The sequence below is a fragment of the Olivibacter sp. XZL3 genome (assembly GCF_004368405.1).
Taxonomy (GTDB): Bacteria; Bacteroidota; Bacteroidia; order Sphingobacteriales; family Sphingobacteriaceae; genus Olivibacter.
Map to the genome: position 1 here is coordinate 1 of NZ_SBJH01000068.1, position 14,103 is coordinate 14,103.

Sequence of the window (14,103 nt, forward strand, 5' to 3'; positions counted from 1 at the left end):
CCCAAGAGAAATTAACAAAAATGTAAACGGCTCCGAAAAAATAGTGGCCTAGAAACTTGTAATTTATTAGAGTATATGAAATTTAAAATTAAAAAAGACATTTGTTCCGTTTTTGGCTCCCATCAATAAATATCTGTCCACAAAAAATAAACATGCGGTATATAAAAATAGTATAATTGTAAGAATTTAAATAGAAGCTGCTAACTTTATTGCTTATAAATCGAATTAGCCTATGTATACAGATCGGATAAAACTTTCTTCACTAACGGATAAGATCAAGGACGTAACAGAAGTGTTGGACTTATTTAAAGACGGCATGGTGGTCGCATCCAGCGGTTTTACCAAAGCCGGCGATAGCAAAGTCATCCTCCCTGCCCTGGCAGCCAACAACACTTCCCATCCCATTAAAATCACCTTAATTACCGGTGCCTCTTTGGGGCATGACACCGATGCGAAGCTAACCGAGGCAGGCGTATTGGCTAAACGCATGCCTTTTCAAGTGGATAAAGTGTTACGGGAGGCCATCAATAAGGGCGAGGTGTTGTTTGTCGACCAGAACCTGAGCGAAACGAGTGAGATGCTGTTAGACCGCCACCTGCCGGAAATTGACATAGCGATCATTGAAGCGGCTTTCATCACTGCGGATGGCGGAATCGTCCCCACCACCTCGGTAGGTAACTCACCGATTTTTGTGGATAAAGCTAAAAAGGTGATTATAGAGATTAATATGGCGGTACAACCGGATGTATACGGCTTACACGATGTGTACTTGCCGGAAGCCTATCCAAACCGTAAGCCCATTGAAATCCTTCAACCAAATGATCGAATCGGTTCTCCGGTTATTCCCATCGATCCGGATAAGATAGCAGCGATCGTTTTAAGTCACCAACAGGATAGTCCGGCAGATATCACGGAAATTGACGACAAAACTTCCGCGATAGCGGGGCATTTGATCGACTTCTTTACCGATGAGGTCCGTGCAGGGCGCCTGACGAAATCTTTACGCCCCCTTCAGGCAGGTATCGGCAAAGTGGCGAATGCCGTGCTCACCGGGCTCGCAGAAAGTGACTTTGAAGGGCTCACGATGTTTTCCGAGGTTTTACAAGATAGCGCCTTCGAGTTGATCGATGCCGGTAAGCTTACTTTTGCTTCTGCCGCATCAATCACCGTGTCAGCAGCTTGCTATGAACGGGTTTTTGACAACCTGGAAAAATACAAGGACAAGATCGTATTACGTCCGCAAAGCATCAGCAACGCGCCGGAAGTCATTCGTCGCTTAGGAATTATTGGCATCAATACCGCCATCGAATTTGACATTTATGGCAATGTGAACTCGTCGCATATATCCGGCACCCAAATGATGAATGGTATCGGCGGGTCGGGCGACTTCGCCCGCAATGCACATATAAGTATATTTGTTACGCAAGCGGCCTCTAAAGAAAACAACATCTCGCATGTATTACCCATGGTTACACATGTAGACCATAACGAGCACAATGTGGATGTGGTGGTAACGGATATAGGCTACGCCGATCTACGTGGGCTTGCGCCAAGAGAAAGAGCGCTTAAGATTATTAATAATTGCGTGCATCCGGATTATAAAGAAGAGCTTCAGTCTTATTTTGATCGCGCGGTAGCCGAAGTCGGCGGCCAAACGCCTCATCTCTTGGATGAAGCCTTTTTATGGCATAAACGCCTCAAAGAGACGGGTTCGATGAAGGCCCTTAATAAATAGATAAAACGCATCGCATTGTTGGCATTTCGAGCGAAGTCGAAAAATCTATAAAACAAAAAAACTGTCTCCTACATTTGCAATGTTACAAACATAGGAGACAGTCTCTCTTTTTGCTTTTATTTTATCGGTTTCCTTGCCCGGGAAGGTAAATCTGGAAACCCAGATTAAAACCCAGACCGTTTTGTGAGGTCGCATTTGCCGTTCCAGCCTTGGTATAATTGTAACCTACAACGGCTTCCAAAGCCACGCTTCGGGTGATAAAATGCGCATAACCTAAGCCCACTCCGGCAGCGAAGTCGACATCGCTACCCCCTCTTGCTCCTGCAATTCCTATATCCCCTTGTCCAAAGAAACGCCCAGTAGCAGAGGATCCTTCAGGGAAAAAGTAACGCACGAACGGCGCAACACCATATCGCCATTCATTGGGTGTATCTCCTTCGAAGGATTGGAACCCTCCTTGCAGTGATAAACCGACGACAATACCGTCTGACACAAAATAACCGGCCCTTGGATTAATATTTATATTGAAGGATTTGCCTTCAAAACTATATCCCATGGACCCTAAACTTCCGCCTACCATCCAATTTCCCTGTCTGATGGGCTCTAATCCTACATCTTCTGACATTTGTGGCTTATTAACGTCCACGTTTTGGGCTTTTAGCCCCAGGAAACTTCCTAGTACCAATGCAGAGAATAAAAATACACGCTTCATAGTTTTCAATTGTTAATTTATCTAATCTGTTAATTGTTGTTAAATAATTAACAGACAAGGTGCCGTAATGTTTTTTGAAAACGAAGCGCCGAAAAAACGCGACCACGCGTATCGGAAACATCAAAAGAAATAGAGCAGAAAATTTCGGTATTAATAAGCGCGAATCTGGTGATCTTTACGATATTTTGCCAACTGAATACCCGCTTCATTATGTCGGTCCGTCGATAAAATATCCGCGCCCCGCTCAATTAGTTCATAATAAAGTGCATCTCCACGGGTTTCTGCACGCTTGTCTAAGTTTCCCATGGTGCCTAATATGCACATGATGCCATGCTCATGCAGCCTTTTATATAAGAACTTATCAGGTTCGCTGACCCCCACAAATGCGACCAACCTATTGTCGGGTATTCCGTAATCGTTAAGTCGTAACAGATCATCAACCTTCTTTATACCTACCGATATCATCAGATCGGGAGCGAGCTGGTGCACTTCCCTCGCCTGGGTAGCGCTATAGGTGATAATTACCGAATAGGCGGCTGCATTGTGCCGCTTCACTGCATTGATCACCAGATCCAAGGGCACCCCACGCTTTATATCCAAAGTAAAGATGACTTTACCCCGCCCCCATACTAACACCTCGTCGAGCGTCGGTATTTTATACGAGGTAATGGCCCCCTCATTGTCTTTCAGCTTTAATTTCCTTAATTCGTCGAAAGTATAGTCCTGCAGCAGACCTTGACCAGTGGTTGTCCGGTCTAGTTTATCATCGTGCATCATCACCAGCACGGAGTCTTTGCTTAACGCAATATCACATTCAATAATGAGCGGTTGTTTGTTGGCGCTATGTTGAAAGGTTTCGATGGCATTTTCCGGATAGCCGGGTTCCGGCCCTCCGCGGTGCGCGCTAATAAGTGGCACACGCTGCTCGCTATAGGTCAGAAATTTATATAAATCCTCAACCGAAGAAAGTGCTATTTTAGAAGGCTCGCTATAGTTGCTACTGTTTGCCTCTGTCAGTGAACAAGCGCTTATCCCGACTCCGAATAACCATATTAAACTTAAATAAAACCGCTTCATGAAAAGTAGTATGCTAATGACCTGTTTGGAGCTACAAAGCTATTGACAAACACGCTGTAAAACAACACTTCATGATTCTTTTCTTATAATGCCAATGCCATTTCTCAAGAAAATTTTTATCAAACCTTCTTTTTTTCATCACTGGTTGGTTTAAAAGGCATGCTATTCACTTCAATTTATTTCAAAGGTGCTCATGAACTTATCGTTCACTCTTCGGTTCTTTGCTCCTTTCTTATCAAGAAGAAAGGAGATGAAAAAGGTAATCCTCACTCGGAATTCATTTTATAGCGAAAAATAAAAGAATTTTGTATAGGTTTGCCTATGCTATGGAAAATGACAATAACACAATAGCTCAACCTGTTAAAAACACATTTACATTTATTTCAAAGGAAGCCGATGCTCTTAGCAGCAACTCGTTTCCTATACTTATACAGAAAGGTTAAGAATGAAGACTAACGACGAACTTTTTAAGCATGTTATATCGCACGCCAAGGAATATGGGTTTGTATTCCCATCCAGCGAAATTTACGATGGTTTGAGCGCTGTTTATGACTACGGCCAATTAGGTGCTGAATTAAAGAATAATATTAAAACCTATTGGTGGAAGGCCATGGTTCAGTTGAATGAGAATATCGTAGGCATCGATTCCGCTATTTTCATGCACCCAAAAATATGGAAGGCTTCTGGCCACGTAGATGGTTTTAATGATCCGATGATTGATAACAAGGATTCAAAAAAGCGCTACCGGGCAGATCAGCTGATTGAAGATAAAATCGCGCGGTATGAAAAGGATGGAAAAACCGATAAAGCGGCTAAACTGCAGTCTGACCTGGATGCTGCTTTAAATGAGGACGACTTAGGCCGTTTAAAATCCATCATTGAAGAGCACGAGATAGCTTGCCCTATTTCCGGAACGAAAAACTGGACGGAAGTTAGGCAATTTAACCTGATGTTCAGCACGCAGATGGGCGCCATGGCTGACGGTTCTGAAGAGGTTTACCTGCGTCCGGAAACCGCACAGGGCATCTTCGTCAACTTTTTAAATGTCCAGAAAACCGGTAGAATGAAAATTCCTTTTGGTATCGCACAAATTGGCAAAGCGTTTCGTAATGAAGTTATTGCCCGCCAGTTCATCATGCGGATGCGTGAATTTGAACAAATGGAGATGCAATTCTTTGTAAGGCCCGGCACGGAACTCGAATGGTATCAAAAGTGGAAAGAGACGCGCTTAAAATGGCATTTGGCCTTGAAACCAAACGCCGCTAAATATCGTTATCATGACCACGTAAAACTAGCGCATTATGCCAATGCCGCCGTTGACATCGAGTACGACTTCCCCTTTGGCTTTAAGGAAGTAGAAGGAATCCATTCGCGTACGGATTTCGATTTAAGTCAGCATCAACAGTTCTCGGGAAAGAAAATGCAATACTTCGATCCGGAAATCAACCAGAACTACATCCCTTATGTGATTGAAACCTCCATCGGACTGGATCGCATGTTCTTAACCACCTTATGTAATGCTTATGAAGAGGAAGACCTGAGCACAGCCGAAAAACAAGATTCCCGATCCGTATTACACCTTCATCCGGCCTTGGCTCCTATTAAGGCAGCCGTTTTTCCGTTGACGAAAAAAGACGGCCTACCGGAAAAGGCGAGGCAGGTAATGGATTTACTGAAAATCGACTACAATATTATATATGAAGAGAAAGATGCCATTGGTAAACGCTACCGTCGACAAGACGCCATCGGCACCCCTATCTGTATAACGGTAGACCACCAAAGTTTAACAGACGATACCGTTACCATCAGACATCGCGATAGCATGGAGCAAGAACGTGTAGCAATCACAGATCTTGAACGGATCTTGGAAAATATTGTAGGATGGAAGCCCCTATTGCAAAGTTTATTGTAAAAATCCAGCCCTAATAAAAAAGAGCGGCCCTTTCAAATGAAAAGGGCCGCTCTTTTTTTAGCAATGTATTTTATTTTTTCACTTCTTCCACCATGGCATCTTCAGTCCGTTTGTGTTGATCAATAGGCCTGATAATTAACCGTAAGCTTGGGTTGTTTGTCAGGAACGACCAGAACCAACCGGTTACTAATTTTATCTTATTACGGAAGCCCGCAATTGGTATGATATGGATAAAAAGCCAGGTCAACCACGCGAACCATCCTGTAAATGTAAATTTTGGCAAATCCACTACGGCTTTATTCTTGGTAATAATAGCCATGCTACCCTTATCATTATATTTAAAGGCTTTTAACGGTCTCTTTTCGATTATGTTAACCAAATTCTCGGCTAATAATTTTCCTTGCTGGATAGCTACCTGTGCCAATTGTGGATGACCATTAGGGAAGGCGCTATCCGTCGTTTGTAAACAAAGGTCGCCAATGGCAAACACATTATCGAAGCCTTTTACCCTGTTATATTCATCCACCAAAATTCTTCTGCCGCGTCCGACGGCTTCTTTAGGCAAACCGGGGGCTTCTTTCGCAATTACGCCGGACGACCAGATCAAGGTATCGGTTGCAATGCTCGTTCCATCAGCAAAAAGCACTTTACCATCTACATAATCCTTCACGCCTGTATTTAATTTGACCTCTACTCCCATATCGGTCAACACGTCCAACGCTTCCTGTTGCGACTTTTTACTCATCGGCCCCAGTAAGGTAGGCGCCATATCAACAAGGACGATGCGCATTTTGCCCTTAGGAGAAAATTCCGGATATTCTTTTGCTAGAATTTTTTTGTTCATATAGGCCAACATACCGGCTAGCTCCACGCCTGTAGGCCCCCCTCCTGAAATGACAATCGTCGAAAATTTTTCACGCTCTGCATCGTTGTGTTCCTGCGCGGCACGTTCACCGTTTCGCAAGATGTGATTACGGAGGTTGATAGCATCATCGATCGTCTTCATCGGCACGGCATGCTTCTCAACATTGGCCATTCCAAAATAGTTGGTTTCCGTTCCCATGGCCAGTACAAGGTAGTCATAAGAAACCTTTCCTGAGGTGGTTGTTACCACACGGTTCTGCGTATCGATGTATTCCAGTCCCCCATAATGAAACCTGAAATTCCGCGCTTTACTGAACATCTTACGAAAAGGATACGTAATAATAGACGTCTCAATAAACGCAGTTGCCACCTGATAAATAAGAGGAGGAAAGAAGTGATAGTTATTTTTGTCTATCAATGTAATGTTCAGGCTGCTGTCCTTTGACAATTGCTTGGCCAAATTCATCCCAGCAAAACCACCGCCAACGATTACAATATTCATAATAATAATTTTAAATGCCGATTCTTAAACGATGCGCAAAAGTGACAATTTTTAAGATGCTACGCAACATTATCTACCTTTTTGTCGTCAAGCACATGGACAAATATAGGATTAAATTCAACAATAGTGTACACCAAACACTAAGAAAATAAAAGCCTATCCCACCGATGTCTCAGCAGCTAAGTCCACTATTCTAAAGCTAACAAACAGCTTTTTGTATTGTTTCGTGCGAACCGGCATTCAGCACAGCAGCATCCGTTCATCCGACCCCGCGTATCCTTTTATTTTTTCTTGCTGAAAATGAGCCCTATACTCTTATTGAAGGTCATAATGCAAAGAAAAAGCAAAAAAATCGTTTGACAATTTAAAACATTACCCTATATTTGCATCGCAGTTCACAAAAAGGAACAACTTATGTGAGCGGCAATAGCCAGAAAGCACTCCTGAATAGCTCAGCTGGTTAGAGCATCTGACTGTTAATCAGAGGGTCGCTGGTTCGAGCCCAGCTTCAGGAGCAAACCCCGTAAATATACGGGGTTTTTTTATTTATACACGTGACAAACAACAATATGAGCTTAATTATCCTCGGATCTGTGGCTTTCGATGCTTTGGAAACGCCTTTTGGAAAAACCGATAAAATAGTGGGGGGCGCGGCCAGCTATGCTGCCATCGCTGCATCTTATGTATACGATGCCGTAAAAATAGTTGGTGTTGTTGGCGAAGACTTTGGTGAAGACAACCTGTCGAAATTCACAAGAAAAAATATCGACATCTCAGGAATTCAGGTGAAGGCAGGCGAGAAATCGTTCTTTTGGTCGGGTAAATACCACAATGACATGAACACGCGGGATACGCTTGTTACGGAACTGAATGTCCTCGGCGATTTTGATCCGGTTATCCCCGAAAGCTATCAAGATGCTACTTATATCTTACTCGGCAACTTAAGTCCGCAAGTGCAGCTAACCGCTCTTCAACGATTAAAGCAAAGGCCAAAGTTGGTGGTAATGGATACCATGAACTTTTGGATGGATGTCGCGCTCGATCGCCTAAAAGAGGTACTTAAGCAGGTTGATGTACTAACGATTAATGATGAAGAGGCACGTCAGCTTTCCGGTGAATATTCACTCGTTAAAGCCGCGGAAGCCATCTTAAACATGGGGCCGAAATACCTCATTATAAAGAAAGGGGAACATGGCGCCTTATTATTTGGAGAAGGTAAAATATTTGTGGCCCCGGCCCTCCCCTTGGCCGAAGTGTTTGATCCTACTGGTGCTGGCGACACGTTTGCCGGCGGTTTTATAGGATACTTAGCGAATAAAGGAACCGTCAATTTTGAAAACATGAAGAGCGCCGTCATCTATGGATCGGCTTTAGCTTCTTTTTGTGTAGAGAAATTCGGAACGGAACGTATTGAGGAACTGACCGTTCAGCAAATCAAGGAGCGGACTGAAATCTTCAGCACCTTGACGTCTTTTGTTATTTAGGCTTTTAAAGCCTTTCCATATTCAAGGGAAGTGAGCAGCATGCTTAAAGCACATCGCTCCTTCCCTTTATCCGTATATACCTCATCCAGCCTCCGTCTCTAACATCCCGACCACCTCAAAACGCTTAAAAACCTCCCATGTATGCGGTGCGTCGGCTAGCTCATCGGTCAGATCTTGTCCGGCCCAATGTTCATAATGCATGCCGTTTCGCCATAGACGACTATCGGTTACGTCATATATCTTGCCTTGAAAAGCAATCCAGATTTCATCCCGATCTTGTCCGTTACGTCTTGCAAGTTGTGCCTTGCTATAAGTGATATGCATATAACTAGTTCAAAAATCAAAAATACATATTATAGCTGGTTTTAAGTTCTAAGCTTTACGCTATAGGCTGTAAGCATTAAGCTTTAGGCTCTAAGCCGTAGGCAGTAAGCACTGTTCATAAAGCAAAACCGTTCCGAAGAACAAAAAGGGCCTAGGCTTGCGGACGCTGCAATCGGCAGCCGGGCTGTTCCATGAGGTATTTCCGGCGAAGCCTGCGAGGAATCAGCAAAAGAGAAACGAAGCAAGGGCAACCGCCAAAGAGTGGCTTCTTTTGCGTCCGGACAGCCGGCAACGAATTGCAAGGGAGTGAGCCAGCCAAGCACCTTGCTCCAATGGGCGCGGCAAGTGGAAATGAGTTGTAAGTTTTAAGCTGTACGCTATAGGCTATAAGCCACTGAGCGAGCCAGCGTAACTGGCAACTGGCAACTAACAACTGGCAACTAACAACTGACAACTAACAAAGACAACCAAGCTAAAACAATTGAGCAGCCAAAGAAGCCACCTGATTTTAACTATAAAGAAACACTGTAAAAAAAAGAGGAAGATCCCCTGGATCGACCTCTTTGAATATAATCAACTAAATAACCTTTCTTAAACCATTGCCGCCGCGTAAGCATGCGATCTCTCCCTTGATTGATAAGGCTTTAGAGACTTCTTAAGTGCTTTGCGAGCCACATGTATCCTGGTTTTGACCGTACCTATAGGAATGTCGAGGTGATCAGCAATTTCGTGATATTTATACCCCTCAAAATACATAGTAAACGGCACATAATAATCGTCCGATAAGTTCGTCATCGCATGCTTGATATCGTCCATTACGAACTTATTTTCTCCATTGTTGCCAGTAGCACTATAGGCTAAATTAGCAGAAGAGATCTCATCGGACTTCGTCACGAAACTGCTAATTTTTACAAATCGGCGGTAGTTGTTAATGAAGGTATTCTTCATAATAGTGTACAGCCAACCCTTCAAATTCGTTCCTTCTTTAAACTTCTCATAATAGGTAATCGCCTTGAGTACAGTATCCTGAACCAAATCATTTGCATCCTCATCATCATGCGTAAAGTGTAGGGCATACATTTTCAACGAGTCTGATTGCTGGGTTACCATGGTGTTAAATTCTAGCTTTGTCATACTGTTTAGGGTTTGTGGAAACAAGGCTTTCCTTGTTACCGAGTTTAATACAATCGCATTTTAAATAGCTTAATTATTTATAATACCTTAACGACTATATCAATACAACTACCTCGCCAAAAACAGCTCAAAGTTTCGAAGCAAAATAAATTTTAATGAATAGTTAATTTTTACCTAAAACCCGATGACATTTACTTCCCGCTCCAAGCGAATTCCGAAACGGTTTTTCACACTTTCAATAATCCTTTCGGAAAGCTCATAAATCTCTAAACCAGTGGCTTTTCCATGGTTAACAAGCACTAAAGCTTGATTTTTCCAAGTTCCGACATTTCCCATTACCTTTCCCTTCCATCCACATTGTTCGATCAACCAGCCCGCCGCGAGTTTATATTGGTTGTTTCCGAAGCGATAATAAACAATGTCTACAAAATCAGACACTAAGCGCCTAAAAGTGTCCTCTGACACAACAGGATTCTTAAAAAAGGAACCCGCATTGCCAATCGTAGAAGGATCCGGCAGCTTACCCTGCCGGATGGCAGACACTACCGTTGATACGTCTTTTATGGTTGGCTGTACAATTCCGCGTGCCGCTAATTCCGCATTGATCGCACCATATGTTGTATTGGGTTTAGATTGCGTCGATAACAAAAGGTTTATTTCCGTGATGATATATTTTCCTTTTAACTCTCCTTTGAAGATGCTGTCTCGGTAGCCGAAGCGACAATCTTCTTTATAAAAGGTCTTAAACGTACCTGTCTCCAACTCAAAAGCGCGGCAGTTATAGAAAACATCCTGTAGCTCCACCCCGTAGGCGCCGATATTTTGAACAGGCGCCGCCCCGACAGTTCCTGGAATTAAGCTCAGGTTCTCTATTCCTCCAAATCCTTTGTCTACGCAATAAGTTACCAAATCATGCCACACCTCTCCCCCCGCTGCTTGCACTTCTATGAGGTCTCCACGCCATCTGTGCTGAATCCCTTTTATCGCCATGCGGACAACCAAGCCAGCATAGTCGCCCACAAACAACATATTGCTCCCACCGCCAAGAAACAATAAGCTGTTCTGTTCAAATCGTCCGGCCTGAAACAATTGTACCAGATCTTCTTCCTTTTCTATGTGCACGAATTGTTCGGCAACCGCATCTACGCCGAAGGTGTTATACGTCTTTAATGATACCTCTCTTAATATCTCCATTATTATTTCTTGTCCGCTATGAAGCACGCTTGAAACAGTTCAAACGCACTACGGGGACTTAGTTTATTGACTTTTTCTTTCAAATTTTCAATTTTTGCGTATATTTATATGATACTTGCTGATCAGCATTATTGTGCATTGTGCGAAGTGCCGTATATATATATATTTGCATCGCTCAAATATAAGCGAAATAAATTCAGGAGTATGCTAGAATAATCACGACAAGAATGGATAACCACGATAAGAAGCGGGCGCTTATTATAGAAACAGCTACCAAACGTTTTGCACATTTCGGCATTGCTAAAACGACCATGACGGAAATAGCAAAAGATTTATCGCTCTCCAAAGCGCTCCTTTATTATTACTTTCCTGACAAAATAAGTTTATACGCTGCCGTATTAGAGCATATCGCAAAAAAAATGTTTTCGAAGATCAAGCAAGGTCTGCAGGATATGGACAACAGTGAAGAGGCTGTACTTCACCTGATCGATATGCGGCTTGCTTTTACTATGAAATATTACAACCTCTTTGATCAGGGGCTCAACTCATTGAACGAAATGCCCGACGAACTGGCGCGGGTCATCCAATTGGTGAGCGACTTGGAAATTAAAATCCTGGCGGACATTTTTAAAAAAGCAAATGAAAGAGGAGAAATCCTTACCGAAGATCCCACCCAAGCAGCAGAAATCTTTCTAAATGCCATGATCGGCATGCGCTTCTGCGTGTTGAAAGACAAAAAGGTAATGTTTATTCCTACAAAAGAGGAGTTCGATGAAATCTCAAAAATGCAGAAAAAACTCGCGATCATCTTCCTAAACGGTCTACGTTTCCAAAAGCAGCACTAAAGTCACAAAAAAGTCATTTTATTTTTTTTAACCTGTATTTATTGATTCGATCATTTCTACGCTTTATTTTTGACCAAATTATACAAAAAGTCAAATAGTTTAAAAGTAAATTAGTAAAGAAGTCAACGTGGACGTAGAAGTAAAAAAGCAACATATTATTGAGGCCGCTTTAAAACGATTCTCTCATTTTGGTATTAACAAAACCACAATGAATGAAATCGCGGAGGATATCTCCGTGTCTAAAGCTAACCTTTATTACTACTTTCCAGACAAATCAGCGCTGGTGGTAGCTGTCATCAAATATTTGATTGAAGAAGGAATGTCTGCCTATCAACGCATTATTGAAGAATCGGGCAGCATCATGGATACGTTAATTGGATTTCTAAAAATCAAAAAAGACTTCTTCGAAAGACATTACCTACTGCATGTTACCATGGGCTACCCCGATAGCAGCTTAAATCTCGAGGAGCTAAACTCCTTGGGCCGCTATGCCGAATCAAGGGAATTGGAAGCGATTAGTCGAGCTTTTAAGAAAGCGATTCAAACGGCCCAGCTTGTAACATTTGAAGTTGAAAAAACGTCTCAAATCTATTTCACCATTTTAAAAGGTATCTCTATGGTGTGTATAGCGAAGGTGTCGAACCGTGACATTCCGGAAATTTCAATTTTCAGCGAAATATTTGAAAAGCAAAAACTCGCTTCGGCTATCTTTACAAACGGACTGCGACATAGCATCTTAACAAATTGAGAAATATAATACACCCTATATATGAAATCTAAAAAAGCCTTATTGCTTTTCGCATTTATATTAATCTCTTCCCTAACCTTGAAAGCCCAGGACTCCTTGACGCTCAAGCAAGCGCTGAACTATGCGATCAAGAACAGCGAAGTGCTCGAGAAAGCACGACTTGACATCGTGAACGGTCGGCATCAAGTTGCAGAAGTAAGGGCAGGCGCACTCCCTCAGGTTGATTTAAGCAGCGGTATCACAAGAAACTTGATCTTACCGCAATTTGTCCTTCCAGCGGAATTCATGGGCGGTCAACCCGGCGAATTCGTTGCGATTGCGGCAGGCCAATATTGGACGGGTATTACGCAGGTTCAACTCAACCAAGAGCTTTTCAATCAATCGGTCTTTACGGGCCTGAAAGCAGCTAAAAGTTCTGAGGAATATTACAGGCTTGCAGCAGAAGTAAGCGAGGAAAACCTACTGCAACAAGTAGCCTCTGCATATTACCAGGTGATTATCAACCGGGAAAAGATGCAGGTGATTGAAGCCAATATAGCACGTACCCAAAAACTGCTCACCATGACTTCCAGTCAATATGACCTTGGTTTGGCTAAAAAAATAGACTTAGATCGCGTGAAAGTAAATCTAAGTAATCTGGAAGCACAGAAACAAGATCTATTGACGGCTATTACGCAGCAAAACAACCTCCTAAAATACTATATGGGCATGCCGATTGATCAACGTATTGAGATTCCGCAAAGCGAACTGCTGGCTTTACAACAGGAAACTTTTGCTGTGGACGGCAATACGTTTAATTTGGAGAGAATGGCTCAATACAAAGTCTTAAAAAGTCAGGAGTCCTTGTTAAATTACCAGAAAAAAGCAAGAATAGCCGAATACTACCCAAGTCTGTCCCTCGGCGCAAATTATATCTACAATACGCAAAGTAATCGGTTCGACCTCTATTCATCCAAAGCATTAAACTTCGATATGTCTGCAATCACACTGACGTTAAAAGTGCCTCTTTTTGACGGCTTTGCAAAACGCTCCAGGGTTAGGCAGGCCGACGTTGCGATACAGCAAAACTATCAGGATATTCGAAATACCTCTAACTCCCTAAAAATGGCCTATGAAAATGCAAACAACCAGCTGAAGAACAGTTTAACTACTATTCAAACGCAGAAAGAGAACAAAAAACTCGCGGAGGAAGTGTTCTACAGCACGCAGAACAATTATCGAAACGGTTTAGCCAGCTTAACTGATTTATTAACAGCCGAAACAGATCTTGTATCCGCACAAAACAGTTACAATGAGGCGCTCCTCAATTATAAGGTCGCACAGATCGAACTGATTAAGTCGAACGGCAACATCAAGTCCTTACTTACTGAATAACGTACAAACGGATTAATTTATATTACAGACCCGACACCAAATGAAGCCGAAACCGCTACATTTTTCCAAATAGCGCTGCAACCTTCCATTTGGCAAGCAAAATAAAAATATATACAGTATATCGTTAGTTTGAACTCTGAAGGATAAATACAAGAAATGAGAATAGATCGTGAAATATATCTTTGGATAAAAAGCTCC

The 14,103-nt window shown here is 42.6% G+C and carries 13 protein-coding genes and 1 tRNA gene; 8 read left to right on the forward strand and 6 right to left on the reverse strand.

The genetic code is table 11. From position 1 onward, the window contains the following. The first annotated feature begins 232 nt into the window (after window positions 1-232). Complete coding sequence (locus tag EPX21_RS16005) at window positions 233-1,735, forward strand: succinate CoA transferase (RefSeq protein ID WP_134090707.1); 1,503 nt, start codon at window positions 233-235, stop codon at window positions 1,733-1,735. Window positions 1,736-1,856: 121 nt separating this feature from the next. Here the strand turns inward: EPX21_RS16005 and EPX21_RS16010 are convergent, their stop codons facing one another. Both EPX21_RS16010 and EPX21_RS16015 read right to left on the reverse strand, forming a co-directional pair. Next, a complete protein-coding gene (locus EPX21_RS16010) occupies window positions 1,857-2,447 on the reverse strand; it encodes a hypothetical protein (protein WP_134090708.1) in 591 nt (196 codons plus the stop codon). A 150-nt stretch (window positions 2,448-2,597) separates the two neighbouring features. Further along, a complete protein-coding gene (locus EPX21_RS16015) occupies window positions 2,598-3,524 on the reverse strand; it encodes a glycerophosphodiester phosphodiesterase family protein (protein ID WP_134090709.1) in 927 nt (308 codons plus the stop codon). Window positions 3,525-3,969: 445 nt separating this feature from the next. Here EPX21_RS16015 and EPX21_RS16020 point away from each other — a divergent pair, with 445 nt between their 5' ends. Then, window positions 3,970-5,436, forward strand: a complete 1,467-nt coding sequence (locus tag EPX21_RS16020; RefSeq protein ID WP_134090710.1) for a glycine--tRNA ligase — start codon at window positions 3,970-3,972, stop codon at window positions 5,434-5,436. A gap of 70 nt (window positions 5,437-5,506) precedes the next feature. Here the strand turns inward: EPX21_RS16020 and EPX21_RS16025 are convergent, their stop codons facing one another. Further along, window positions 5,507-6,802 carry an NAD(P)/FAD-dependent oxidoreductase gene (locus tag EPX21_RS16025; RefSeq protein ID WP_134090711.1) on the reverse strand — a complete coding sequence of 432 codons (1,296 nt, stop codon included), beginning with the start codon at window positions 6,800-6,802 and terminating at the stop codon, window positions 5,507-5,509. Between the two features lie 441 nt (window positions 6,803-7,243). Here EPX21_RS16025 and EPX21_RS16030 point away from each other — a divergent pair. Further along, window positions 7,244-7,317, forward strand: a tRNA-Asn gene (locus EPX21_RS16030). Between the two features lie 54 nt (window positions 7,318-7,371). Continuing rightward, window positions 7,372-8,286, forward strand: coding sequence for a PfkB family carbohydrate kinase (locus EPX21_RS16035; RefSeq protein ID WP_134090712.1), 915 nt, complete (start codon window positions 7,372-7,374; stop codon window positions 8,284-8,286). Between the two features lie 81 nt (window positions 8,287-8,367). Here EPX21_RS16035 and EPX21_RS16040 read toward each other — a convergent pair whose 3' ends face one another. After that, the gene (locus tag EPX21_RS16040; RefSeq protein WP_134090713.1) at window positions 8,368-8,610 is read right to left on the reverse strand and encodes a cytochrome b5 domain-containing protein; all 243 of its coding nucleotides are present in this window, start codon (window positions 8,608-8,610) and stop codon (window positions 8,368-8,370) included. Between the two features lie 191 nt (window positions 8,611-8,801). Here EPX21_RS16040 and EPX21_RS22760 point away from each other — a divergent pair, with 191 nt between their 5' ends. Continuing rightward, complete coding sequence (locus EPX21_RS22760; RefSeq protein WP_166670786.1) at window positions 8,802-8,972, forward strand: hypothetical protein; 171 nt, start codon at window positions 8,802-8,804, stop codon at window positions 8,970-8,972. Window positions 8,973-9,201: 229 nt separating this feature from the next. Here EPX21_RS22760 and EPX21_RS16045 read toward each other — a convergent pair whose 3' ends face one another. Together EPX21_RS16045 and murB are read right to left on the reverse strand one after the other, a co-directional pair. Further along, a complete protein-coding gene (locus EPX21_RS16045; protein WP_134090714.1) occupies window positions 9,202-9,744 on the reverse strand; it encodes an RNA polymerase sigma factor in 543 nt (180 codons plus the stop codon). A gap of 174 nt (window positions 9,745-9,918) precedes the next feature. After that, entirely contained in the window at window positions 9,919-10,938 is a 1,020-nt protein-coding gene (gene murB / locus EPX21_RS16050) for a UDP-N-acetylmuramate dehydrogenase (RefSeq protein WP_134090715.1), read from the reverse strand. Window positions 10,939-11,165: 227 nt separating this feature from the next. On the opposite strand from murB, the gene EPX21_RS16055 reads away from it, so the two are divergent. The 3 genes from EPX21_RS16055 (at window position 11,166) to EPX21_RS16065 (ending at window position 13,905) form a co-directional block, all read left to right on the forward strand. Then, complete coding sequence (locus tag EPX21_RS16055; protein ID WP_134090716.1) at window positions 11,166-11,783, forward strand: TetR/AcrR family transcriptional regulator; 618 nt, start codon at window positions 11,166-11,168, stop codon at window positions 11,781-11,783. Window positions 11,784-11,910: 127 nt separating this feature from the next. Next, window positions 11,911-12,531, forward strand: coding sequence for a TetR/AcrR family transcriptional regulator (locus tag EPX21_RS16060; protein ID WP_166670787.1), 621 nt, complete (start codon window positions 11,911-11,913; stop codon window positions 12,529-12,531). Window positions 12,532-12,552: 21 nt separating this feature from the next. After that, on the forward strand, window positions 12,553-13,905 hold the full coding sequence (locus tag EPX21_RS16065; RefSeq protein WP_134090718.1) for a TolC family protein: 1,353 nt from the start codon (window positions 12,553-12,555) through the stop codon (window positions 13,903-13,905). The last annotated feature ends 198 nt before the right edge of the window (window positions 13,906-14,103 follow it).

What these genes read in the sequence shown, in the direction of transcription:
- EPX21_RS16025 (WP_134090711.1), bottom strand. Translation starts at nt 6,802, where the DNA reads ATGAATATTGTAATCGTTGGCGGTGGTTTTGCTGGGATGAATTTGGCC.
- EPX21_RS22760 (WP_166670786.1), top strand. Translation starts at nt 8,802, where the DNA reads ATGAGGTATTTCCGGCGAAGCCTGCGAGGAATCAGCAAAAGAGAAACG.
- EPX21_RS16065 (WP_134090718.1), top strand. Translation starts at nt 12,553, where the DNA reads ATGAAATCTAAAAAAGCCTTATTGCTTTTCGCATTTATATTAATCTCT.
- EPX21_RS16020 (WP_134090710.1), top strand. Translation starts at nt 3,970, where the DNA reads ATGAAGACTAACGACGAACTTTTTAAGCATGTTATATCGCACGCCAAG.
- EPX21_RS16045 (WP_134090714.1), bottom strand. Translation starts at nt 9,744, where the DNA reads ATGACAAAGCTAGAATTTAACACCATGGTAACCCAGCAATCAGACTCG.
- EPX21_RS16035 (WP_134090712.1), top strand. Translation starts at nt 7,372, where the DNA reads ATGAGCTTAATTATCCTCGGATCTGTGGCTTTCGATGCTTTGGAAACG.
- murB (WP_134090715.1), bottom strand. Translation starts at nt 10,938, where the DNA reads ATGGAGATATTAAGAGAGGTATCATTAAAGACGTATAACACCTTCGGC.
- EPX21_RS16040 (WP_134090713.1), bottom strand. Translation starts at nt 8,610, where the DNA reads ATGCATATCACTTATAGCAAGGCACAACTTGCAAGACGTAACGGACAA.
- EPX21_RS16010 (WP_134090708.1), bottom strand. Translation starts at nt 2,447, where the DNA reads ATGAAGCGTGTATTTTTATTCTCTGCATTGGTACTAGGAAGTTTCCTG.
- EPX21_RS16015 (WP_134090709.1), bottom strand. Translation starts at nt 3,524, where the DNA reads ATGAAGCGGTTTTATTTAAGTTTAATATGGTTATTCGGAGTCGGGATA.
- EPX21_RS16005 (WP_134090707.1), top strand. Translation starts at nt 233, where the DNA reads ATGTATACAGATCGGATAAAACTTTCTTCACTAACGGATAAGATCAAG.
- EPX21_RS16055 (WP_134090716.1), top strand. Translation starts at nt 11,166, where the DNA reads ATGGATAACCACGATAAGAAGCGGGCGCTTATTATAGAAACAGCTACC.